Genomic DNA, 22,719 nt, shown 5'->3' on the forward strand with positions numbered 1-22,719 from the left:
TAAGTTATATCACTGCAAGGAGGATGAATGATGATCATTCTAGATACAGGTGAATTTATTAAAATGACTAGACAACATGATCATGCGAGGTTTTCTGGAAACCTTGCAACTCACTTAAAAGAAGACTTTTTTATTAACAATAATTATCGAGACACAGTCATACTTGCTATAACTGAACATGATCGCGCATGGATTAGATTGGATCAAGTTCCTATTTGGAATGATCAGCAAAATTCACCATATTCATTTACAGATTATCCTCTTTTGCCGAAAATAACAATGTATAAAAAGGGAATTGATGAAGTAGAAAATATGAATCAGTATGCTGCTTTGTTATGTAGTATTCACTTTACTTCTTTCGGGGATATCCGCCAATCTGAACAGCAGGATTGTATAGACTACATGAAAGATGAACTTCAAAGACAACAACAAATAAAAACGAAATTACCTGATCTCAACGATAAAGTGATTACACAACATTATCGATTATTGCGGTTCTTAGATGAACTATCTCTTTACGTTTGTTTAAACGTGGAAGGGGCGACCAAAAATGAAGAGCATCACTGGTTTGTTAATGGGTTTGATACATGGATAAATGGTCAACAATATGCTGCTGAGTGGAGAAGTAAAAATGAAATTAGAATAACTCCATTTCCATTCAAATCAGATTTTGACATTACCTTAAAAACAAAGTATGTGTCAAAAGATTTAAGAGAAAAAAACGGTATCAACTCAGCATATCATGACACTAGTTATACGTTTAGTAGATTAAGAATAGTACGTTGAAAATGGATAAATTGTATGGAACGCCCCTTAAAACGAAAACAATATTCGTCTAAACCCTATTTAAAATGGGAGGAGTCTCATTTGGATCAACCATTACTTCGATAACTGTTGGACCAGCATCTTTTTTTAGTGCCTGAATAATAGCATTTTTAATATCCTCTGTATTGCGGCAAGAATAAGATGTCGCTCCTAATGATTCCGCAAACATGGTAACATCTAATGCATGTTGATATGTAGCGCCTATAGAGTGTCCAATCATTTTTCTCATTCCTTTATCTACCATATCAAGAGCAATGTTATTAAATACAAGATAAATAACAGCTAAATTTTGATCGACAGCAGTTGCGATTTCAGTGCCATGCATAAACGTACAACCATCACCAGTTAAGCATGCAACCGTTTTTTCTGGAGAAGCCAATTTTGCACCGATGGAATATCCAATTGCATGTCCCATTGTTCCAAACACATCATCAAAATAAAATGTTCCTGGTTCATAAATGTCGTAGTGTTTAATTGCATAAAAAGTATGACTGCCATCGTCCCCAAATAGTATGGAATCCTTTGGTAAACTTTTTCGAATTTCTTTGATTGCTGTTTCAGCTGATAGATATTGCTCATGTTTCTGAATATTTTCTGAAGATTCATTTTCATCCACATAAAGAGAAGGTTGTTTTATTTTTACACTATTTGTTTCAGATCTTCGCTGTAATTCAACTAAATTAGCTTTAATATCGCCTTCAATATACAGTGTAGGAAGCCGAAGAGATTTTTGTATAAACGTTTGGTCAATATCGAAATGAATGATATGCTTCGGATAGAGTGCTTCTGAAAATCCTGCTAAGGACATATCACTAAGCTTACTACCCATAACAATCATTTGATCGACTCCATCTTCAAGAAACCTTGTAGCTTTTTCATTACCACCCAACCCAAATGCACCTAAAGATAGTGAATGATTAGTTGGAAATGTCCCTTTACCACCAGGAGTGGTCATAACCGGAATTTGCCATTGTTCTGCTAACCACCTTACTTCTTCATAAGCCCGTGATAGGTGGACGCCTTTACCAAGAAATAAAACAGGCTTTTCTGCCTCATTTAGCTTAGAAATGACAGTTTCCATTTGATTGGATACTACAGAATACGTGAAAGCTGGCATATCAACTGTAAATGCTGGAATTTCTTCTTGTAGAATATCCATCGGTATTGATAGATGCACCGGTCCCTTTATACCTGATGTTGCTTTTTCAATTGCATGCTTAATCATCAGTTCTAATTGATCCCCTCTGTCAACCCGTGCACTAAATAACGTTACAGCTTCAAACATTCTGACAAGATCAGTACCAAATATAGAAGAGTCTTGTCCTTGAGCTTTACCTGTATCCTTCGCCGATGGATGTCCCGTGATAAACAAAGTAGGGGAGTGATAAGCTTTCGCTTGGCCAGCAGCTGTTAAAAGATTAGTTCCCCCAGGTCCGGATGTACCCAAAGCTACACCTATTCCTTTTTTTAGCGCATAACCAGCAGCAGCAAAACCTGCTCCAGATTCATGTCTTGAAAGAACAAATTGTATATCCTGATGCTCACATTCAACTAATAATGGTACGATTGCTTTACCTGGTATTCCAAATACATGGGTAATTCCTAATTGTTTAAAGTTTTCTACCAATACTGTTGAAACTTTTTTCATCATTGATTTTCCTTTCTTATTCAATTATTTTTAGGTAGGATTAAATGTACTACAGTTCCTTTACCTTTCTCAGAATCAAATTCAATTCTTCCGTTGTGAGCATGGATGATATCAAAACAAATAGGTAAGCCCATACCAAGTCCGTTTTCTTTGGTAGTGAAAAACGGTTTACCTAAGTTTTTCACTTGTTCCTTTGTCATCCCTATTCCTTCATCCTTAATAGAGATATGAACCTCCTTATTTTTTAAATCTGTTTCTATTTCAACACAAATGTTGCCGCCATTAGGCATAGCCTCGAAGGCGTTTTTTATAAAATTAATGAGTACTTGTTTGATCTTATGTTTATCAATATAAACTTCGGTATTTTTCACTGAAGGTTCGACGTATATGTTGACATTGTGAAGACGAGTATTATTGTCCATTAACTCAACAGTTTCACGAATCAGATCATCTAAACAGCAGCTTACACGACTAATAGTAGACGGCTTTCCATATGAGACAAATTGATTCACTAGATTTTTCATTCGTTCTAATTCAGCAGTAATAATATCAAGATATTCAGCTTTATGGTTATTTTCTTTCATTAGATGGGTGAGACCGATAATTGATGTGAGAGGATTTCTGATTTCGTGTGCTAACCCGGCCCCTAATTTACCTATTGTAGATAGTTTTTCAGACTCTATAAGCTTCTGTTGTAATTCGTGGTAATTAGTCATATCTCTAAATTGAGCAAAGGCACCAATCATTTGGCCTTCATCAAAAAGAGGTAACACATCGAGAAGAAGTTTTTTAGAGCAATCGCTTTCTATCAGTTGAAACGAAAATTCAGCGTTCTCTACTTTTTTCTCCGTCTCTAGAACATAATTAGTATATTCACCTATCTGACCAATTTGTTTTATCCCGTTATCGATTACTTCTTCTTTTTTAATTCCAATTATTTCTTCAGCACTGGAATTAAATTCTAGCAAATTACCATTTTTGTCTGTCATTACAATACCTATAGGCGTTGAATCTATCAATACTTGATTTAACAAATGAAGTTGGTGATTTTGTTCTTGAAGTTGAATTTCCCGCTCGATGGTATCAACGGCCGACGACAAAAGTCCAAGATAGAAGTTACTTGCAAAATTAACCGTCGTCATCATAGAAACAGTACCAACTAATCGACCATTAGCTGAAAAACAAAAAGGCGATGAATAACATGCAGCTTCTGATAAGCAATCATGAAAATGTTCTTTCCCAATTATGGCGATCGGCTTTTGGTGTTCTAAGGCTAACGAAACTGAATTTGTGCCAACATCCTTTTCATCAAATCTAACACCAAGCGTTATCCCGAGAGAATCTACCATCTCTTTAATACTCTGATCTCCGTAAATATCCAATATATACCCTTGATTATCAGTAGTAATAATTAACGTTGGGATACCTTCCATATATTGAATTAGTTTTTTCATAAAGTGTTGAACAACACTTAATTCTTTACCAAATCTTTGCTTTCGAATTTGTAACTCTTTCTTAGTAAGTCCAACTTTCAAAAAAGGGATTTCATCGGGAGTCATATTAAGGATCGTTTCACATTTTTTTTTAGAATTTTGTATATATATATCAAAATCGTTCATTGAATTCCTCCTAGCTACTAGTAAACAAGGTTTAATTAAATTGTAACAAATTATTCAAGATTACGACAATTTTCCTTATTTTGATTATGTAGTTTCAACTTCTGATAAAGTATGATTTTCTCATCAAGCTGTTTACTTAGTTTTAGAATTTCCCCGATAGAGTACTGATTAGTCTGATTTCCTAATTCATACAATTGGCTTTGCAACGAACGAATTTCTGCTTCTAATTTTCTTATTTTCAAAAGCAACATCCTAACAATTTACATTTTCTTATAGAATACCATAAGTAATCATTAACTTCCTTATCTTAACTCTAAAACAGGATATTTTTCCTATAAAGGTGTAATTTTTTCTAGGAAATAGATTGTAATGTTAAACTAAATGATATTGAAAACAGTTTTTAATATTGCTATGAAAATGATTGAATTGACTACTAAACTAGTCCACGCTCTTTCTTTCTTATTTACGTACAGTGATAATAAGAGGGGAGGTAATATGATGACGTGTAAAAAGGAACACAGTCATTCATGTAGTTGTCATCATAAGAAAAAACGTTGCCCTAAATGTAGGAAAAAGCATAAAAAACGATCTTGCCATCGGTGTAATTAGTATTACTAGGTCGGCTTTCAGTAAAGCGCCGGATTAATCCGGTGCTTCCTAAAAAGAAGTTACAGTTGAGGATAAGGTAGAGCCAAATAGTATTGGCATCAAAACCGTTTAAAGAAAAATGGTTGGTCCTTTTTATTAATCCAACATTAAGACCTCACTTTTCGTATTTTACTAACAATTAATACAATTAAGGGCATAATAATTAAGGTAATAGTACTTAAAAAAGGCCAATGAAAAACTAAATCTTCCTGTACCTTTGTAACTTCTTCGGTATGAGCAATAGCGTATACATACACAATTAGTCCGAATGGAAGTAAAAATGGTTGATAATTCTCGCATTCAAATAGTTTGGATAATGAAGTTAGAAAGGCATATATAGCAATTATTATTTTAAACATAATACAAATAACCCAAACAAGTGCTATTAATACCTCTAATCTCTCAAAGAATTCTGCAATACTTATTTTTTTCCCTAGTGTGTAAGTAGGGTATACGTTTCTGCTTACAACTTCCCAACTTAACACAAGTATGTTCATTAAAATGATAATAACAGTAAATATTCCAGCTATGATGACAGCAACATAGAAATATTTTTTCCCTTTATTAAAATTATTCACATAAGGTAGAATCATAAGGAATAACAACATTTCACTATACGGAAAATTAATTGAAGAGTACAAGCTAACTATAATCGGTAATACACCTTCAGTTAAAAGCGGTTGGATGTTATCTAATTTTATTTCCTTCAGTAATAAAATTAGAAATAGAAAACTCATTAAAATAATTAGGGGTAGAAATATTTCATATCCTCGAGCAATCACTTCTAAACCTTTTCTTAAGCCATACAAGGCAACACCTATACTAATAATAAATAGAGCCTCACTAGGAGTTTCAATTAGGATATGTGTATTTAAAAAGAACACTAAAACTTCTAAGTTACCCAAAATAATAATGAAAATGGAATACATATACACTATCGTAAAAGCTTTTCCAATCCATTTCCCTAACACCAGTTCATGGATGTCTACCAGTGTTTGACGCGGAGATATAGTCGCAATTTGATTGTATAGATAAACTAATAGAACAGAAATCCCAATCCCGATTAACATAGTAATCCAAGCATCATTTTTGGAAATTTTCGTTAAAATAGCAGGCAAAATTAAGACAGAACTTCCTAAAGAGAAACTTATAACTAAAACTGTGAATTGGCTAACACTTAATTGTACTTTCATATTTTCCCTTCTTTTATGCAAAATGTTGGTCAAGATATTGTTTAAGTCGCGTAGAAATGGGTTCAAATATGGAGATGATCACTTCAAAAAAACGAGGGATAGTAATATCATTTAGTTCCAACTGATATAATGTCACTCCAACTATTAACAGCAGTATATAGATTGCCCTTTCTTTATTGTTCCATTTAGTCTTGAATCCAGTAAACTGGCTAAGAAAAATAGCAAATCCTATGAGAAATGGAAATAAAATATTAAACATCGAATTACTCCTTTGTATTGCTTACTAATAATATGTACCAATGTGTAGTTTTTTAGACAACATTTAGCATTAATGGATAAAATCATTAATAATGCTAAAAACTAATTGTAAATGCAGTTAATGAATAGGAATGTGAAGATATGTTTAGGAGAAGAATACAACAACCAGTTGAAATCGAGAATAATGTTAAAAATGAAAAACTTTCTACTAACATCAATGTGAATGTTTCATATACTCAATCTATTATGGGTCGTAGCGATGATCTAATTATACAGAGATTCTCAGCTGCAACAAATAATAAATTGCAACTCGCCATTTCTTATATTGACGGAATAGTAAATTCTGAAGTAATAAATAGTGAAGTCATGGAAAGAGTATTATTAGGTTTAAAAGGATCCACTTTGTCACAAAAAGTTTTGAACGGTCCATTGGAAGATTTCTTAGTTTATTGTGATCTGTCCGTATCACAATATCGAATCGTACATCAGAAGCAAGAAATGATCGATCACTTACTTATAGGAAATGCTATTCTATTTATTGATGGTTTTTCAAGTGCCGTCGCTATTTCGGTTAAAGCTTGGGAAGACAGAAATGTATCTAAACCTGATTCACAAACAGTTGTTAGAGGACCCAAGGATGGTTTCATCGAAACATTACGAACAAATACGTCTTTAATCAGGAGAAGGATTAAAAGTCCTAAGTTACGTTTCATAACGAAAACAATAGGTGAATTAACCAAAACAAATGTATGTATAGGATATATAGATGGAATAGCTAATGATAAAATTATAACTGAATTAGAGGCAAGACTCGACCGTATAAATATTGACGCCGTTTTAGAAAGTGGAAATATAGAGGAGTTAATCCAAGATGAAACTGCTAGCATTTTTCCAACTATATTAAATACGGAACGGCCAGACGCTGCATGTGCAGGATTGTTAGAGGGAAGGGTAGTTGTTATTATCGATGGGTCACCATTTGTTCTCATCTTACCTTCCTTGTTTATACAATATATACACGCTAGTGAAGATTACTATCACCGAACACATATTGCTATTGCGATTAGAATGCTAAGAGTAATAGCATTATTCTTAGCAATATTTACCCCTTCCATTTATGTGGCGCTTTCAACGTTTCATCAAGAAATGATTCCAAGTCCGTTATTAGTAAATTTAGCTTCACAGAGAGAAGGAGTACCATTTCCTTCGATATTGGAAGCTGTTGTTATGTTACTGGCGTTCGAAATTCTCCATGAAGCAGGTATTAGAATGCCTAGAGCTGTAGGGTCTGCGATTTCCATTGTAGGAGCTCTAGTATTAGGCGAGGTAGCCGTACAAGCGGGTTTTGTTTCTTCGGTAATGGTGATCGTAGTAGCTTTAACAGGAATTTGTACATTTGTAATTCCTGCCTTTTCAATGGCTATGCCAATACGATTGATACGTTTTTTGTTTCTGATTTTCTCTTCTTTGTTTGGTTTGATTGGAGTATTATTTGGCACATTTCTGCTGATCTTTCATCTTTGTAGTTTAAGATCCTTTGGAGTTCCATATATGACACCATTTGGACCATTTATTTTACAAGAACAGGAAGATGCGATTTTAAGATTACCGTTATGGCGGTTAATCTATAGACCATTAAATATTGTACAAAAAGATAAAATAAGACAACAAAATCCAAGACAAGCAAAACCAAAACCGCCAAAGAGATGACGGAGGATGAAGATGAAATATAAAATATGCCTTTTATGGATAATATGTTGCATGTTAACTGGTTGCTGGAGTTCCAATGAATTAAATTCATTAGGACTTGCTTCAGCCATTGCAATCGATAAGCAAAATAATAACTACAGGTTAACTGTTCAAACGATAAATCCAGACGAAGTAGCAGAACAAAATCGCACATCAAGAACTGCTGTAACAACTTATTCCGCTACCGAGGAAACAATCTTTGAAGCTTTGAGGAAATTAACGGAAATTACACCTCGAAAAATATACGTTGCACATTTAAGAATTTTTGTAGTAAGTGAAGAGATTGCGAAAGAGGGAATTAACGATGTATTAGATTTCATTTCTAGAGACCATGAACTTCGAACAGATTTTGCAATAATAGTCAGTACCGAAGATGACGCAAAAAGTGTGTTAGAAATAGTAGCACCATTAGAAAATATAGCAGCGGATAAATTGTTATCTTCTATTGAAACAGCACAAAATGCTTGGGGGAGTGTACAAGCTACGTATTTAGATCAGCTGGTGGAAGATATATTAAGTGAAGGTAAACATCCCGTATTATCTGGTGTAGCGATTAAAGGTAATAAAGAAATTGGAAACCAGATAGATAATGTAGAACAAGTTCGTCCGACTGCAAATTTAGAATATGTAGGACTTGCTGGATTTAAAAAAGACAAGCTAATGGGGTGGTTAGATATCGATGAAAGTATGGGATATAATTTTATTGCAGATAATATCAATTCCACTGTATTTTCGATTCCATGTGATGAAGGAAAAACAGTTTTGGAAGTACTAAGTAACGAAACAAAACTTACAGGAAAAATCCAAAATGGCATCCCAAATATAAATATTCATGTAGAAACAGCAGTGAATATTGGTGAGACCAATTGTGCTATAGAAACTACAAAATTAGAATATATTAAGCAGTTAGAAAAAGAAGCATCAGTATATTTAGAAAACTTAATGAAATCAAGTATAAATGCCGCAAAAAACGAACTACAATCGGATATTTTTGGATTTGGTTCCGTAATTCATCGTTCAGATAAAAAAGGTTGGAACAAAGTGAAAACTACTTGGGATGAATTATTTTTGGAAACGGAAGAAAAATTTAATATTAAAATCATAGTAAGAGGGACAGGAACGATTGAAGACCCATTACAAAGTGAATCATAATTATAAGAAAATGAATTGATGATGAGACTGGGCTTACAGTTAATTAGTATGTTCCAGTTTCCTTTTAAATTTTAGTTTACATAATATATATTATAGGAAGTTGTATAGAGAAAAGGTCTCAACATCTCAAATACAAGGTATACTTAAGATATTGAGACAAAATTTAATTTTCGATATCTATTTTCTTTAAATGTTTAGTTGCCGGACCTTCAATGATTGTACCGTCGTATGAAAATCTGGATCCATGACACGGACAATCCCAGCTTTTTTCAAGTTGATTCCAGTTACATTCACATCCAAGATGTGTACATGTTGTATCAACAGCATGAATTCGGTTCTGTTCATCTTTATAAATTCCAACAATCTGTCCATTACGTTTTCTTTTTACAGCTGTTTCTGGCTCAAGCTTGTCTTGTTCGTTCTGGACATCTAGTTTTCCTTTTACAAATTCTTTTGTTACATTTGAGTTGTAACTGATAAATTTCTTTACATCTGGATCAGCATGAAAACGCTGTGGCTGATACAGTTCTTTGTAAGGATTATCCTTATCCATAATGAGGTCTGTTAACAAATGTGCTGCTACAACACTATTGGTCATGCCCCATTTGCGAAATCCAGTTGCAACGTATACATTGGGATGCCTTCTGTTTAATGACCCGACATACGGAACTTTATCTAACGTAGTAAAATCTTGTGTTGACCATCTATATTGCCAATTTTTTACGTCTAAGTATTGTGAACCAAAATGTCGCAAGTCACGATATGGATCGGTATTTTCTTTGTTATATTGCCCTGTTTTATGTGATTCCCCACCTAATAACCAAACTGTATTATTTGCATGCTTCACATAACGAATAGATCGTTTCGGTTGATCAATATCTAAATACATCCCACCAGGATAATCCTGATTAGAAGTTAATCCTAACACATAGGATCTCGAAGGATACATTCTGGTGCTATAAAATGCTTGCCCTTCGTAAAATGGAAACTGTGTAGCAATAATAACATGATCGGACAAGACATTATGATTACGAGCGGTTCTTACGATTACTTTGTTTTGATAATCAATATCCACTGCTGTCGTATCTTCATATATTTCCCCACCATTTTCTAGTATCTTATCGATCATAACTTTTAGAAAATCAGTAGGATGAAATTGCGCTTGTTCATACATTACTAACGCCGAAGTGAGCGGAATAGAAAAAGGTATACGATTCTTTAACTCCCCGCTAATCTTCAATTTGTGATAAGCATTTGCTTCTTCTTCTAATTTTTGTTGATTTTGTTCACTGTTTGTATATAAAATCGCATCTTGTTGATCAAACTGACATGGTATTTGATATTGATCTGTAGTATCTTTAATAAACTGAATTGCTTCTACTTGACTTTGGTAATATTTTTGCGTATTTTCTAAACCAAAATGTTCCAGTAATTCATGATATACTAAACCATGTTGGGCTGTTACTTTTGCTGTTGTATGTCCGGTCGTCCCATGAAGCAATCTGCCTCTTTCCAATAACGCTACGCGGATACCACTCTGAGACAGAAGGTATGCGGATAAAACACCGGTAATCCCACCACCAACAATGGTGACATCGGATTGAAGGCTTTCATTCAAAACAGAAAATTGTTTAATATCTGTTTCTAACCAAATTGATTGATGCATAAGACATCCCCTTTTTTAAATACTATTTCTAGCATTACCAAAAAAAAGAGGAATATCCCAATTTCACCGTTGTTTTCGCATCATATTAAAATATGTAACAGGTTTGTCGACTTTCACTTTTACTTTCATCATTGGTTGTTTTGCTATATCGATACTATTTTCGTTTTCATCGATCATCCAGGTGATTTTTTGCTGAAAACGATAGAAATCAGGTCCGAAAAATTCGACGTCATCTCCGATTTTAAATGGATTCCGTTGTTGGATAGTTGCTAATTGTGTTTGACCATCATAATCTAACACTAAACCGCAAAAGTTATATTTCGGGATCTGTTCAGGTTTACCGAATAACTGATCTTCCTCACTTGGATCTTTAAAATAGAATGCTGTTGTTAAGGAACGTTGTGCAGCTTTCCAGATTTCATCAATCCACTCTTGATCTATATGGAAATTTACTGGATCCTCCATATAGGTATCAATTATTTTACGATAAACGTTGACGACTGTAGCGAGATAATGGACGCTTTTCATCCGTCCTTCGATTTTTAAGCTATCCACACCATTTTCAATTAATTGCGGAATATGTTCAACCATGGATAAGTCTTTAGAACTCATGGTATAGGCTAGTTCGCTTGTTTCAGACACATTTACTGTTTCATCTGTACCATCTTCAAAAAGGTCATATTTCCAACGGCATGATTGTGCGCAGCCACCTCGGTTAGCATCACGGTCAGTCATATGATTAGAAAGAACACACCGGCCGGAATAGGAAATACACATGGCACCGTGTATAAATGTTTCAATTTCTACATCAACTTTTTCTTTAATTTTTTCAATTTCTCCCATTGTTACTTCTCGAGCTAAAACTACTCTTTCTACACCTTGGTGTTTCCAAAATAACACACTGCGCCAATTAGTGACAGATGCTTGCGTGCTTAGGTGAATCTCTAAATCTGGTGCAACTCTCTGGCACACTCTAATTAAGGAAGGATCAGCTATAATGACTGCATGTATTCCTATATCTGCTAATTGCTCAAAAAAAGCTTCAGCACCTGTTAGGTCTTCATTATGTGCAATAATATTAGCAGCTACATATACTTTTGATCCATATCGATTAGCAAAAGCTATCCCTTCTTTCATGTCTTCATAATCAAAATTTCCTGCTTTGGCTCGCAATCCAAATTGTTTACCACCGATGTAGACGGCATCCGCTCCATAATGAACGGCGAATTTCAGTTTTTCTAAATCGCCTGCTGGGGCCAATAATTCTGGCTTTTTCATTGCTATCAACCTCACTAATAAATCTGTTCTTTAAAATAAAATCCGGTTCCCAGCTTACGTTTTGATGGTTGTATCGATAATATTTGTTGTTCCCATCCCCCAATAAGCTGATGAAACTGATTTGGATCATCTGAGTAGCTCTTTATCGCTTCCTTATATACCCGAGAGACTTGTACATTATAGTTAATGGTTTTGAAGATATTATATATTCGTAAACAGTTGATTCGATTATCTAAGAGCTGAGGCAGATACCTTAGCATACAGATATCTTCTGTACTCATAATATGCGTACCATTACGGTCTTCGAAAATCGGATAGTGAGTCTGATCTGATTTCGTTTGTTTTACATAGCGTATTTTTTCTGGGTTCCAATCATCATCTATTTTTTGATAATAATTACGAACTAGCTTTCTTTTGGATTGGAAAATACATGTCATGCCGTGCACTTGTACTTCTATCGGAATAGCTAATGACTGATTAATATCAATTATTTCATCTAAAGATAATTCGTTAGATAAAACAGCACGTGTTACACCGATATCCTGCCAGAACTTAAGTGTTTCATGATTGGTTGCTAATGTTTCTGGATTCCAATGGATCGGAATTTGTATATTTTTTTCTTGTAGAATCGTAAAGATGGAGGGATCACCGCAAATAATTCCATCGACTGATAGGTCGCTTAGTTTTTCTACATAATTTGTTACTTCCTCTAAACGCTCGTCATGAAAAATAGCATTTACTAATACATATAATTTCTTACTTCGGCGCTTAAGGAAGTGGTTTATTTTTAGGATCTCTTCGAAACAAATATTACCAATGCTTCTTAATCCAAATCGTTCTTCCCCGCAAATAATCGCATCAACATTTGCTACTTCCACTAATTGTGTTGCTTCGTCTACATTTCTAGCATATGAAACAATCTCTGTCATTCTCTACCACCTAACTTTTTTGTCCATTTCTTATCATAAGAAAAATTAATAAGAAAATCAGTGATTTTGGTCACATAGTAAGTTGTTATTTCAAAATTTAACAGCATTCCTCACCTGAGAAATGCTGTTAAAAAGAAAAGCACCTAAGTGTTTTTTTGAGCGGTTTTTGCTTGAAAAAGTTTTTAGCTGAAGGCCGAACCCCACGGAAAGGGAAGTGGGCAGCCGGAGTGTCGGTTAAGCAGTTAATATAATTCCATAATGGCTAATAGAGAAATCGTAAATCCTTAGCATTTATAGTGATAAAGACAGTGCGGAATTTGCTCAGGTTTTCTTATCACGGCGCTAAACGTCTGTAAACCCCTCACTGATCATAGTCTCACTTTATAGTACATCCATCCGTAATACGTGATCCAGAAAACGAAAATGATGAGTAATGTATAATGATTGTGACTCCTAGGAAGAAAATAAATAAGTACTAGTCCCAAAACGATAAATGGTATTAGTAAAATAACGTATTTTTTCTTGTCCAATTGCCACACTCCAATCAATTATGACGATAAATCTTGCACAGCAGGATAGCCTAAGACCGTTTTTGCTTTTTTAACACTATCTATAATGGCTTCAGATACAACTTTTGTGGCTAGAATACTTATGATAGTCGGATCTACTTCTATTTTATTAGATGTCATAATAAATAAGGTATCACCATCCATCAGTGTATGCGAAGGATTGATTGTTTTTGCAATTCCATCATGTGCAATGGAAGCAATTTTGTTCGCTTGCGCTTTCGTTAATTTACCATTTGTCATGATTGTTCCTATCGTTGTATTTCCATCATAACCATTTTCCTTAAATGGTTGCTCTACTTTTGATAATAATATGTCAGAGGTAGATAATAATTGATTCTTTTTTCTGTCGAATAATCCCGCTATTTGTTTACCTGTTAATGGATCGATGACATCACCTACTGCATTAACGGCAACAGTAGCTGCAATTTGTAATGGTCCAAATTTATAACCTGCATAACCAATCCCAGCTTTCATGCTGTATTCTGACCCTAAAGCTTTTCCTATTGTTGCACCTGTACCTGCTCCAATATTTCCGAACAATTTCTCACTTTGATAAGCATTCTCACAAGCTTTATATCCCATATTCTGATCTGGCCGCACTTTGGCATCCCCGATCCCAAGATCAAAAAGTATAGCACCAGGTACAATTGGTACTTTTATCGTCTGCACATCGATGCCGATTTTTTTTCCTCAAGAAATCTCATTACACCACTTCCAGCATCCAGTCCATAAGCACTTCCACCGGCTAGAAAAGTTGCATGAGCTTTCTCCACTGTGTTTTCTGAAGCTAACAAATCTGTTTCTCTAGTACCAGGTGCTCCTCCTCTTACGTCAACACCAGTTACAGCTCCTTCTTCACAAATAATTACAGTACATCCAGTTAAGGCAGTTAGATCTTGATTATGACCTATTTTAAAATCTTCTATTTGATTTAAGTGAAGCGTTTTCATTTTAAACTCCTTTCTTTAACTTTTGAATTGTGAAATTTTCAATGATACTATCATAGGAAAGAGGTGATTATATTGAGACAAGTTCATGTGATAGTTTCAGGTCGTGTACAAGGTGTAGGTTTTCGTTCCTTCACGCAACAGGTAGCTGTCGAGAACGATATTGTTGGGTGGGTGAAGAATCTTGATGATGGCTCAGTAGAAATCGAAGCACAAGGTGAAAATAATAAAGTTGACACATTTTTGATGCAAGTAAAAAAAGGTCCCTCCTTCTTTGCAAAAGTGAAAAATATTGAAATTACAGAAGAAGAAGTAGAAACTGCATTTCAAAAATTTGAGATTAAGTATTAAAAAACCGCTATAATGTAATAGCGGTTTTTTAACTTGGATGGAAAGAAAGTATAAAGATTGGATTTCTGTCTAGCTCGGAACGCCCAGAAACGTAGCAACTTCACGAATCGCCCTACGATAAAGAAGACTGGCTGATTGGTGAAACCAGCGACTTAGTCGCACTTATACCTTTAGGTGGAAGTCATCATTGGTTCGTAAACTCACGTGTTTCCTTTAACTCAGTTGATTAGTTCCAGTCGCTACGTTTCTATGTGGGCGTACTGCGCTTTTCTTATATGGTTTAGCTTTCTTCAAAGAACTTGCGGTTTAATGAGATATATTCATGCTCATCATCTGGTACTTCATCTTCCATATAAATTGCTTCTACTGGGCATACAGCTTCACATGCGCCACAATCAATACAAATATCGGGATCGATATAAAACATATCCTTTCCTTCTTCTATACAATCTACAGGGCAAACTTCTACGCATTCGCCTGCTTTTTCTTCTTTACAAGGTGAAGTAATTACAAATGCCAAGACGGTCCCCTCCTTTAACGATTAATCGTTATGTATCTCTATACATACACATTCTATCACAACTTTTAAAGTTCGAATACCATTATAGCTTATTTCATAGAGTTTGCAAATCATATTAATAAAGGTGAGATTGATTTTCTTCCCAGATTCTTTCTGTAATGTATTCGCCACCAATGCGTTGAATTAAGAAGGCATCTGGGTTAGTAAGTGTCTTCCATTCGTGAAATCCGAAATCAACATGAAATTTCTGCAACATAAGAGCAAGTAAGTTGCCATGTGTTACAATAATAATATTCTCATTTACCTCATCTTTCATGCACTCATTTAAAACCTGTTCTGCACGTTGATATGCTTCGCTTGACGATTCTCCACCAGGTAGCTTGAAATGGAAATTTTGAAAAGATTCTTCTAAAATATCGATCCAGTCATCTACCGGTTGCTCACTTAGCAACCGTTCCTTTAGTCGCTCGTCAGTTTCAACTGGAATACCTTGGCGAGCAGCAAAAGGTTTGATACTTTCTTGAGCACGCAAATAAGGACTTGTAATGATACGATTTATTTGAAAGCTAAGTCTTTCTAATTGTCTAGCCAATTCATATGCTTTTTGAATGCCTTTTTTTGATAGAGGCGAATCACTGTGTTGGCCTAAAGCCTGACAATGACGGATCAAAAGAATTCTTTTCATTTTATCAGCTCCTATGGAGAATCTTTGAAAAGTCTATCATTTCACATAAGCAAAACGTGACTAGCTTTACGGAAAAACATCCGTTTTGCTTATACTAAAAAATTATTCGCTTATATAGTATAAAATCCCTATTATTTATGTTTTCCCAATATATTCAATTAATAAACATTATGAAACAATTTCGAAGTAATCCTTTTTAAAACCAGCTATTCGATTGGTATTATCGATAACGAAATAAAATTCCTCAGTTTCATTTTTCACTTCATATATTGCTCCTTCAGATAAAACAGAATTTACTTTATATTTTTTAGCATTAGTATGGACACATTTAATTTTTTTAATTGTACGATTGTTTTCCCAATTTTGATGAATCATTTATGTCCCTCCTTCCCTTCTATCATAAACATTTATCGGCTGTTACACAAGGGTTTTCACCAGGTTAACATAATATTGTTATGGTTTACTGAATGAAGAAGTCACTTTCTTAAGGATAAAAGGTAATACCAAAATAATAAATAACAGTCGTACCAGTTGCAATGATCCTACTATCGATGGGTCTGCACCTACTTCACCAGCGGTAATGGCCATCTCTACCAATCCACCTGGTGCAAGGCTAAGCATTGCTGTAGCAAAACTGAGATCAGACATGATAGCAAAAATATATCCAAGAGCAGTCGATATCATGATAATAATGCAAGTGAATAGAAAGAAAATCCAGGAGAAATTACCCGCTTTTTTTATGTCCGATATTGTTATGGATAAGCCTAAATGAATACCAATCGATAATTGAGCTACATGATATAAACTTACCGGTACATCGCTGACTGGTATAGAGAGCAGCTTCAGACTAGCGATAACCAACATAGAAATCAGAACATAGGGTGCCGGAATTGTATAGCGTAACAGGTATGCGATTCCAAATAGCAGTATATACAACAACACTGTCCAACCATTTAATGCAATGGCTGTATCGGTTAGCATTTGTTGTGCATTTGTCTGAGTAAACATAAATGATGCCATAAGCGGTACAAGAAATAGGACAGCCATTAGTCTAATTGTGTGAAAGATGGCTACTAAACCAGTATTAGCATTCATTGAATCACTCATAGCTACCATAACGGATAATCCGCCGGGAATACTTCCTAACAAACCTGTTGATGATTCAATATTTGCATATTTTGCTAATAGTTCTCCGCTTTTCATACATAGATAAATGAGCAATAACGTAATGATTAAAAATGGAATAAAATAAGGAATCACTTTACTTAAAGTATTAGAGGTAAAAGTAGATCCAATTTGTGCACCAGTAAGTAAAAAGCTGATGCTCAAGATCGTTTTGTTCTGTGACAGTGGTTCACTTATTAACCAATTCATGATAAAGACGGCAATTAGTGGCCCTAGTATCCATGGTAACGGGAAATGTAAAAGAAGGAATATTCCGGTTATAACTAATGAAGCAACATACATGAACAAAAGATAACTAATATTTCTAACCATAGTACACGCCCTCTTTTATGAAAAAACTTCCCGAAAACAACGGGAAGTTATTCGAATAATGCCAGGTATTCTTCAAGACCTTCCTCTTTTAGCTTATGCTTCGGAATAAATCGTAAGGCAGCGGAATTAATACAATATCGCATTCCGCCTTTGTCAATCGGTCCATCATCAAATACATGACCAAGGTGAGAATCAGCCTCATCACTCCTGACTTCAACTCTTCGCATTCCATGTGATGTATCTAATTTTTCTGCAATTCTATTACGGTTTAACGGCTTGGTGAAACTAGGCCATCCACAGCCTGCATCATATTGATCAGTAGTTGAAAACAATGGTTCACCACTAACGATATCTACATAGACCCCTTCTTCTTCGTTACGCCAATATTCATTGTCAAACGGTCTTTCCGTACCATTTTCTTGTGTAACGTGATACTGAATTGGAGTTAGGCGTTCTTTTAACTCCTCTTTTGAGTAGTGTTTACCCCAGTTTCTTTTAATAAAATCCGCTCTTCCTGAACCTTTTTTATACATCTGATAATGAAAGCTCTGTTTTTTATAGTAATCCTGATGCTGTTCTTCTGCTGGATAAAAGGGCTTGGCAGGTAATATATCTGTTACAATAGGTTCACTAAACTTACCGCTATTTTCCAGATCTTGTTTCGATTGTTCTGCTAGGCTTTTTTGTTCATCATTTGTATAATAGATGGCGGTTTTATAGGATTCACCGCGATCATGGAATTGGCCGCCAGGATCAGTGGGATCGATTTGCTGCCAAAATATATCTAATAGCTTTTGATAAGGAAAAATGGTTGGATTATACGTAATTTCAACTGCTTCACGATGACCTGTTGTATTGGTGCACACTTCTTCATATGTTGGATTAGGCTTGTCTCCACCTGTATAGCCAGATACCACTTGTTCAATACCTGGTTGTTCATCGAATGGTTCCACCATACACCAAAAACAGCCACCTGCAAAAATTGCTTTCTCGCTAGATTGCTTTGTCATGAAAAAGCCTCCTACTTAACGTGATTACTTTTATTGTGCTCTTAGTATGAAAAAAAAGCAAGTGGTCTGTTTTTGTTTGTTATGAACGCATAAAAATTTTAGCGCTGAAGTAACTAGACATAGTGAATACTTTGTAGTATGAATAAAACTTTGGCAACCGCTTATAGTTTTTCTAAAAGAAATGCTAAATAAACAGTTTTGGTTGAGATTCGCTTGTGCGAATTGGAGCATTGTTTTTCGTTTGTTTTTGAGTTGATGGTGTGCTTTCAGTCATAGTTAATTCTTGCGCTTCCTCTACTTCTTCCACATCATCCGTATACTCATTTTCATCTTCATCATCATTTATTTCGTTTAATGCCTTCATCATATTAATTAATTTTGGGGCGTTTTTTATCATCGGTCCGTATTCTTTAATTAGTGGTGTTGCCTGTTGTGCTACTTTTAAAACTTGTTGCACATTATTTAGTGTTCCCATTAGATTAGAGCCGCTACCTGCTGCCATATTTGTTGCCTGGGTCATGTTAGAAGCTTGTGATGGTAAGAACCGTTGTAATATTCCTTGGAGCCCAGTTGGATTAGTCATTTGATTTGGAACTGGACCACGAGGAAATAGTCCCTGTGTCGGTATATTTTGTTGTGGGAACATTGGTGGTTGGTTTGGTGGACGAAACATATACATTCTCCTTCCGTATTGCATGTTGATATAGTATATGTTCGTTTGTCTAGAATGGTATAGGCTGAATAGGAACAAGATAAATTTACATTAAGAAGGTATATACGCTCTTTATGAAGTACGTATATACCTTATTCTATATCTCTACTACTCTGATAGAACATCTGCTGAAATAATTAATGCAACGGAACCACTTATTACTAGGCCACAAAGTACTGCTGATAACATCTTTGTTCCTCCCCGTACCTTTATTGTTATTTCTATCATATTAAACGAAAAGGATAATTTCTATAACGGGAAATGAACATTTGACGACAAATAATATTTCCTGGGTAAGCGCAAGTTTTGACAGCATTTATATTGCTTTTGTTGAATTTTGTATCATTATGCGTGTTTTTAACCTATGCTGAACTTCGCAGTAGAACCGTTAGGAGACGATTCCACTACAAGTTTTGCTTTAATTTCTTCTTTTAATTGTGCTACATGGGAAATAACGCCAATGACTCGATGATCTCGCTGCAAGTCTTTCAAACATCTAATGGCTTGCTCCAGTGATATTTCATCAAGCGTACCAAACCCTTCGTCAATAAATAGCGTATCTAATTGTACACCGCCTGCATGAGCTTGGACAATATCAGCCATTCCTAATGCCAAGCTAAGAGCCGCTTTGAATCCTTCCCCGCCAGAAAGGGTTTTTACTGATCTTTTCTTACCGGTATAGTGATCAAGCACTTCAAGATCGAGACCACTCTGTGCACCTCGTTTTGCCAACTCTTCACTTCTAATTAATTGATAACGATGGTCTGTCATTTGATCTAGACGTATATTGGCTTGTAACAATATTTCATCTAGAAAGGTCGATAATACAAATCGCTCAAATGAAAGTCTTGCCGTATTATCACCTCGTGCTAAATCAGCTAACTCTCCAATGTGGTAATAATCATCATTTATTTTCTTCATTTTTTCTTCTAATTCTGCTGTTTTGCGAATTGTATTAACTAACTGTTCGATTTGATATGCTAAAGATTGGGTTTGTTTATTTTTTTCATCTTTATCTTTTTCCACTTGTGCTATCTTTTCTTCCATTTTTGTTAAATTAGGTTTTTCTATATCTTTTATCCATTCTCTTAAATTGTCTAACCGACTATTCACAAGATTTTTTTGCTCATCATGCTGTGATATCTCTTGTTCTATTTCCTGTTGCTTATCAAAAGAAAGTAGTGCTTGTTTATAGTTTGAAATCGAGGCAAATTGATAATTAGCAAGAGCTTGATTGAATTTTTCTTCTTGTTGTAAGTATTTTTGTTGCAACTGATTCGCAAACTGTTTTGCTTCCAGATATTTTGTGTCCGCCTTGTTCTTATCTTCGATCATTTTTTCATAATAAGCCTTGATGCTTTTCCACTGTTGTATCTTATCATTGAGTTTCTCTTCCAATTTCATAACTTGTTGCTTAAAAGCGGTAGGTGATTCCACATCTGTTGGAAGTTGGGCTTTAAGCTGTGTATATTTAGCATGTATTTGATGGTAATCATTACTTAATTTTTGATACTTATCTTGTGTTTGTGCTAAATCTTGCTTTAATCGATCATAATTCTTTATTGTGGTTTGTATTTGTTTGAACTGCTTTTGTAAATCTAGAACGCTAGTGCTATGCTTTTCCGTTTCTTTTTTATTGTTTTGAATGCTTTCTCGTAAAGATGTATCTTTTTGTTGCAATTGTTCTTTTGTAATCTGATCGGTATCGATATCTAATGCTTGCATTAATCGTGTAACAATTTGCCTCTTCCCTTCTCCTTGCTCTTTAATTTGCAGGAGTGTCATTTGTATACTTTTTGTTTCTTCTTGTAATGTCGTAAAATATTGGGTCTCTTGTTCAATCATTTCATCCGAGATGGTTGAATCTTCTAAGTTGGCGAGCTCGGGATGATGAACAGATCCACAGACTGGACATGCATCTCCACCTTCTAATGATGCTGCCAAATAACTTGCAAAATGTTTTTTTCTTTCTTGTTCTAACTGTCCACATCTTTTTGCCTGTACATCAGCTTTCATTTGTAATTTATTAACTACATTTTTATATTGCTGGTAATCTTTTCTTAACACGAGAAGTTCTCGATATTCGTTCTTTAAATCTCGCATATCTGTCGCTTTTTGTTGCAGTTGCTCCTTTTCATACGTTAGCTGTTGCAAAGTACCGTTTAATTCATGGATCTTATCTCTAATCTCGTAACTCGTCTCTTTCATTTTTTCCAGTTCTTTTATTTTATCTTCTAATAGAGTTTGGTTTTCCTTTGTTTGCTTTCTTTTTTCATTCAATTTATTTAATTCTGTTCCGGCAGCTTCCAGTTCATCCATTCTCGCTAGTAATTGCTGTTGTTCTTTTAATTGAAATTGTAAGGTTTCACGTTCTTGCTCTTTCTTTTGCTCTACTTCATATTTACCTTTAGCCTGTTCAAAATGAATGTGCAATTCCTTTTGTTGTTTGGCTATAGCTTCAAATTTCTGTTGTTGAGTTTGCCACTCTTCTTGTCTTGTCTGCATTAATTCTTCTAGTGGCTTTATTTTCTCAGCTATTTTTGACAATTCAAGTTGTTCGTGTAATAAATTTATTTCATTTTGCTTTTGCTGCAACAATTTTTGTTTTTCTAGCAGTTGTTCGTACTCATGAAAATGATCTACGAGCTTTTTTTGCTGGTAATATTGTTCATGTAAAAAGGTTAATTGATTGTTTACTTGCTCTAATTCTTTAGTAAGTGATGATTTTTGTTCTTCTAGCTTGAGATAATGATCTGTTAGCTGTTCATTTATCTTTTTATCGGAGTCAGGATTGATAATTTCATTAGGTAGCTTCTCTAATTCTTGATGATATTGCCAATCCAGCTTTTCTAGTTGCTCTTCCAAAGCTTTGGCTTGTTCTTTTAATTTATCAGTAATATTTTTATAGAAATAAGTCCGGAAGATTTTTTGTAGAACTTCTTCTCGTTCTTTACTATTTTCAGAGATTAATTTACGGAATTCACCTTGAGGAATCATAATCATTTTCTTAAATTGCTCATAATCAAGACCGATCATTTCCTCGATCGTTTCATTGACGTCTTTTATTCTCGAAACGATTAATTCCCATTGCTGCTCTTGATTATAAACATAAAGACTTGCACTAGCCGCTTCTTCTGTATACCCTTCTCCTCTTGCTTTCGGCTTTTGTTGTTTTGGACTACGAATAACTCGATATGTTTTATGATGTAACTCAAAGGTGAAACGAACGGAAGTCAGCTCAGAGACATTGGCGAAGTGACTACGAAATCCATCTTGGTCCCGGTCAGTTCCACTAGCTTTTCCATATAAACTGTAACAAATCGCATCAAAAATCGTTGTTTTTCCTGAACCAGTTGGACCGGTAATTAAAAATATCGGTTCTTCTCCTAAATCGGTAAAATCTATCTGTTGTTGTTTTCGATAGGGTCCAAATGCGATTAGTTCAAGGTTTAAAGCGCGCATA

The 22,719-nt window shown here is 34.8% G+C and carries 21 protein-coding genes; 4 read left to right on the top strand and 17 right to left on the bottom strand.

The features are described from left to right. The first annotated feature begins 30 nt into the window (after positions 1 to 30). The gene (locus tag J5J03_RS16385; RefSeq protein WP_208590964.1) at positions 31 to 786 is read left to right on the top strand and encodes a DUF3891 family protein; all 756 of its coding nucleotides are present in this window, start codon (positions 31 to 33) and stop codon (positions 784 to 786) included. Between the two features lie 49 nt (positions 787 to 835). Here J5J03_RS16385 and J5J03_RS16390 read toward each other — a convergent pair whose 3' ends face one another. The 5 genes from J5J03_RS16390 to J5J03_RS16410 form a co-directional block, all read right to left on the bottom strand. Continuing rightward, entirely contained in the window at positions 836 to 2,473 is a 1,638-nt protein-coding gene (locus tag J5J03_RS16390; protein WP_208590966.1) for a thiamine pyrophosphate-binding protein, read from the bottom strand. A gap of 20 nt (positions 2,474 to 2,493) precedes the next feature. After that, positions 2,494 to 4,092, bottom strand: coding sequence for an ATP-binding protein (locus J5J03_RS16395; protein WP_208590968.1), 1,599 nt, complete (start codon positions 4,090 to 4,092; stop codon positions 2,494 to 2,496). Between the two features lie 50 nt (positions 4,093 to 4,142). Then, positions 4,143 to 4,334 (bottom strand): Spo0E family sporulation regulatory protein-aspartic acid phosphatase, encoded by a 192-nt coding sequence (locus J5J03_RS16400; RefSeq protein ID WP_208590969.1) that lies wholly within the window; start codon positions 4,332 to 4,334, stop codon positions 4,143 to 4,145. A 513-nt stretch (positions 4,335 to 4,847) separates the two neighbouring features. Further along, the gene (locus J5J03_RS16405; protein ID WP_208590970.1) at positions 4,848 to 5,933 is read right to left on the bottom strand and encodes a GerAB/ArcD/ProY family transporter; all 1,086 of its coding nucleotides are present in this window, start codon (positions 5,931 to 5,933) and stop codon (positions 4,848 to 4,850) included. Between the two features lie 13 nt (positions 5,934 to 5,946). Next, positions 5,947 to 6,192: a hypothetical protein gene (locus J5J03_RS16410; RefSeq protein WP_208590971.1), complete on the bottom strand. Its 246-nt coding sequence runs from the start codon at positions 6,190 to 6,192 to the stop codon at positions 5,947 to 5,949. Between the two features lie 140 nt (positions 6,193 to 6,332). Here J5J03_RS16410 and J5J03_RS16415 point away from each other — a divergent pair, with 140 nt between their 5' ends. Together J5J03_RS16415 and J5J03_RS16420 are read left to right on the top strand one after the other, a co-directional pair. Beyond that, entirely contained in the window at positions 6,333 to 7,901 is a 1,569-nt protein-coding gene (locus tag J5J03_RS16415; RefSeq protein WP_208590972.1) for a spore germination protein, read from the top strand. Positions 7,902 to 7,913: 12 nt separating this feature from the next. Beyond that, positions 7,914 to 9,092 (top strand): Ger(x)C family spore germination protein, encoded by a 1,179-nt coding sequence (locus tag J5J03_RS16420; protein WP_208590973.1) that lies wholly within the window; start codon positions 7,914 to 7,916, stop codon positions 9,090 to 9,092. 163 nt (positions 9,093 to 9,255) lie between these two features. On the opposite strand, the gene J5J03_RS16425 is transcribed toward J5J03_RS16420, so the two are convergent. The 5 genes from J5J03_RS16425 to J5J03_RS22280 all read right to left on the bottom strand — a co-directional run bounded on the left by J5J03_RS16425 (position 9,256) and on the right by J5J03_RS22280 (position 14,484). Further along, positions 9,256 to 10,758, bottom strand: a complete 1,503-nt coding sequence (locus J5J03_RS16425; RefSeq protein WP_208590974.1) for an FAD-dependent oxidoreductase — start codon at positions 10,756 to 10,758, stop codon at positions 9,256 to 9,258. A gap of 63 nt (positions 10,759 to 10,821) precedes the next feature. Beyond that, entirely contained in the window at positions 10,822 to 12,036 is a 1,215-nt protein-coding gene (locus J5J03_RS16430) for a peptidase U32 family protein (protein WP_208590976.1), read from the bottom strand. Positions 12,037 to 12,050: 14 nt separating this feature from the next. Further along, positions 12,051 to 12,965: a peptidase U32 family protein gene (locus tag J5J03_RS16435; protein WP_208590978.1), complete on the bottom strand. Its 915-nt coding sequence runs from the start codon at positions 12,963 to 12,965 to the stop codon at positions 12,051 to 12,053. Between the two features lie 548 nt (positions 12,966 to 13,513). After that, positions 13,514 to 14,203 (bottom strand): P1 family peptidase, encoded by a 690-nt coding sequence (locus J5J03_RS16440; protein ID WP_331460512.1) that lies wholly within the window; start codon positions 14,201 to 14,203, stop codon positions 13,514 to 13,516. Next, positions 14,191 to 14,484 carry a P1 family peptidase gene (locus J5J03_RS22280; protein WP_331460513.1) on the bottom strand — a complete coding sequence of 98 codons (294 nt, stop codon included), beginning with the start codon at positions 14,482 to 14,484 and terminating at the stop codon, positions 14,191 to 14,193. The genes J5J03_RS16440 and J5J03_RS22280 overlap by 13 nt, the downstream gene beginning before the upstream one ends. Before the next feature lie 63 nt (positions 14,485 to 14,547). Here J5J03_RS22280 and J5J03_RS16445 point away from each other — a divergent pair, with 63 nt between their 5' ends. Next, the gene (locus J5J03_RS16445; RefSeq protein ID WP_407927844.1) at positions 14,548 to 14,832 is read left to right on the top strand and encodes an acylphosphatase; all 285 of its coding nucleotides are present in this window, start codon (positions 14,548 to 14,550) and stop codon (positions 14,830 to 14,832) included. Between the two features lie 280 nt (positions 14,833 to 15,112). Here J5J03_RS16445 and J5J03_RS16450 read toward each other — a convergent pair whose 3' ends face one another. From J5J03_RS16450 to J5J03_RS16480, 7 genes are all read right to left on the bottom strand, one after another. Further along, complete coding sequence (locus tag J5J03_RS16450; protein ID WP_208590982.1) at positions 15,113 to 15,352, bottom strand: indolepyruvate ferredoxin oxidoreductase subunit alpha; 240 nt, start codon at positions 15,350 to 15,352, stop codon at positions 15,113 to 15,115. 115 nt (positions 15,353 to 15,467) lie between these two features. Continuing rightward, positions 15,468 to 16,037 (bottom strand): histidine phosphatase family protein, encoded by a 570-nt coding sequence (locus tag J5J03_RS16455; protein WP_208590984.1) that lies wholly within the window; start codon positions 16,035 to 16,037, stop codon positions 15,468 to 15,470. 168 nt (positions 16,038 to 16,205) lie between these two features. Beyond that, positions 16,206 to 16,412: a DUF6501 family protein gene (locus J5J03_RS16460; RefSeq protein ID WP_018933786.1), complete on the bottom strand. Its 207-nt coding sequence runs from the start codon at positions 16,410 to 16,412 to the stop codon at positions 16,206 to 16,208. A 78-nt stretch (positions 16,413 to 16,490) separates the two neighbouring features. Further along, positions 16,491 to 17,534, bottom strand: a complete 1,044-nt coding sequence (locus J5J03_RS16465; RefSeq protein ID WP_208590986.1) for an AbrB family transcriptional regulator — start codon at positions 17,532 to 17,534, stop codon at positions 16,491 to 16,493. 47 nt (positions 17,535 to 17,581) lie between these two features. Beyond that, positions 17,582 to 18,544 (bottom strand): peptide-methionine (R)-S-oxide reductase MsrB, encoded by a 963-nt coding sequence (gene msrB, locus J5J03_RS16470; protein WP_208590988.1) that lies wholly within the window; start codon positions 18,542 to 18,544, stop codon positions 17,582 to 17,584. A gap of 184 nt (positions 18,545 to 18,728) precedes the next feature. Beyond that, positions 18,729 to 19,217 (bottom strand): VrrA/YqfQ family protein, encoded by a 489-nt coding sequence (gene vrrA / locus J5J03_RS16475; protein ID WP_208590990.1) that lies wholly within the window; start codon positions 19,215 to 19,217, stop codon positions 18,729 to 18,731. A gap of 396 nt (positions 19,218 to 19,613) precedes the next feature. Next, entirely contained in the window at positions 19,614 to 22,718 is a 3,105-nt protein-coding gene (locus J5J03_RS16480) for an AAA family ATPase (RefSeq protein WP_208590991.1), read from the bottom strand. Between the last annotated feature and the right edge of the window lies 1 nt (position 22,719).

The organism is Gracilibacillus suaedae (assembly GCF_017599345.1).
Taxonomy (GTDB): Bacteria; Bacillota; Bacilli; order Bacillales; family Amphibacillaceae; genus Gracilibacillus; species Gracilibacillus suaedae.